At 63.3% G+C, this 1,189-nt stretch carries 1 protein-coding gene, 1 tRNA gene and 2 pseudogenes; 1 reads left to right on the forward strand and 3 read right to left on the reverse strand.

The features are described from left to right. Positions 1-160 precede the first annotated feature (160 nt). A tRNA-Ser gene (locus AS25_RS11370) sits at positions 161-249 on the forward strand. 111 nt (positions 250-360) lie between these two features. Here the strand turns inward: AS25_RS11370 and AS25_RS15075 are convergent. The 3 genes and pseudogenes from AS25_RS15075 to AS25_RS15560 all read right to left on the reverse strand — a co-directional run. Further along, entirely contained in the window at positions 361-567 is a 207-nt protein-coding gene (locus AS25_RS15075) for a hypothetical protein (protein WP_052160954.1), read from the reverse strand. Positions 568-654: 87 nt separating this feature from the next. Further along, positions 655-798 (reverse strand): annotated as a pseudogene (locus AS25_RS15555) (integrase core domain-containing protein); the annotation flags it as partial. A 13-nt stretch (positions 799-811) separates the two neighbouring features. Next, positions 812-1,030 (reverse strand): annotated as a pseudogene (locus AS25_RS15560) (helix-turn-helix domain-containing protein); the annotation flags it as partial. Between the last annotated feature and the right edge of the window lie 159 nt (positions 1,031-1,189).

The raw sequence follows: 1,189 nt of genomic DNA on the forward strand, positions 1-1,189 counted from the left end.
GCCCCGCACCATGACTACCACGCCGGGGTGTGCTGCCGCTGCATCCCGGCGGGAACGACGCGCCCGCCGCTTTGACCGCTCGCGCACCGTGCCGATAAGCTGACGTCCGTTGTTTTGGGATGAGCCTGTTCTCATGGAACTGGAGCATCACGAACGACACGGAGACGTGCCAGAGCGGCCGAATGGACTTCACTGCTAATGAAGGGTCCGGGTTAAACCGGACCGGGGGTTCAAATCCCCCCGTCTCCGCGATTGTCCTGAGTCGGGTCATCGTTGACAGATGAGTCGGTAGATGGATGACAGAAGGGTCCTGGAACTTCATGGTTCCGGGGCCCTTTTGTCGTGTCTGGGGGTGTGGGTTCAGGTGCGGGGGTGGGGGCGTTGATAGTTGGTGGTGGGGTTGATGGTGTGTTCAGCGATGATCTGTCCGGTGGTGGCGTTGCTGGTGATGACGTGGTTGTCGTGGATGAGCATCAACACGGGTTCACCGATGTGGGCGCGTCCTACCCCGAGGTGGCGTAGTTTCCCGGCGTAGCGCAGGCTGATTTTTCCCCAGGGGTCGATCACATCGGTGCGGGTACGCCATTCGGTGGTGGTGGTCGTGGTCGGGGTGGCTTTGGGGGTGGCCGTGTAGGCGGTAGCCGGGGTGGCGCGTGCGAGGGCCCGGTGGGGTCGGGCGGTGTTGTACCAGGTGCGGAAACGATCCAGCAGGTCTTGGAGTTCGGTGGTGGTAGCCGGGAGGGGTCGGGCGGTGAGCCAGCGCTTGAGGGTTTGGTGAAGTGCCCTCAGCGGTAAGTTCTCGGCGCAGGTTGATGATCTGGTCCACCAGGGCTTGACGTAAGGCCCCCGGGGTGGTGTGTGGGGCTTTCGAGCGTGGGGTGAGCCCGTCCACCCCGTGGGTGTCGTAGCGGGCGAGCAGGGTGTAGACCCATTGCCGGGAGACCCCGTAACGGGTGGCGGCTTGGGCCACGGTGAGGTGTTGATCGCGCACGGATCGGACGATGACGAGGTGACGTGAGGTGCTTCCCATCCGTTATCGTCGCCGGGCGGTGGTGTCAGCGATGACGCGACTCACCTGTCAACGATCATCGGCGCGTTTATGTCAACGATGACCCGACGCAGCTGTCAACGATCACCCGGTGGGTCCCACAGCCAACACTGTCAACGATCTCCTGACGCTAGACACCCC

Origin of the sequence: Kocuria marina (genome assembly GCF_000786655.1) — a bacterium.
Taxonomy (GTDB): domain Bacteria; phylum Actinomycetota; class Actinomycetes; order Actinomycetales; family Micrococcaceae; genus Kocuria; species Kocuria marina_A.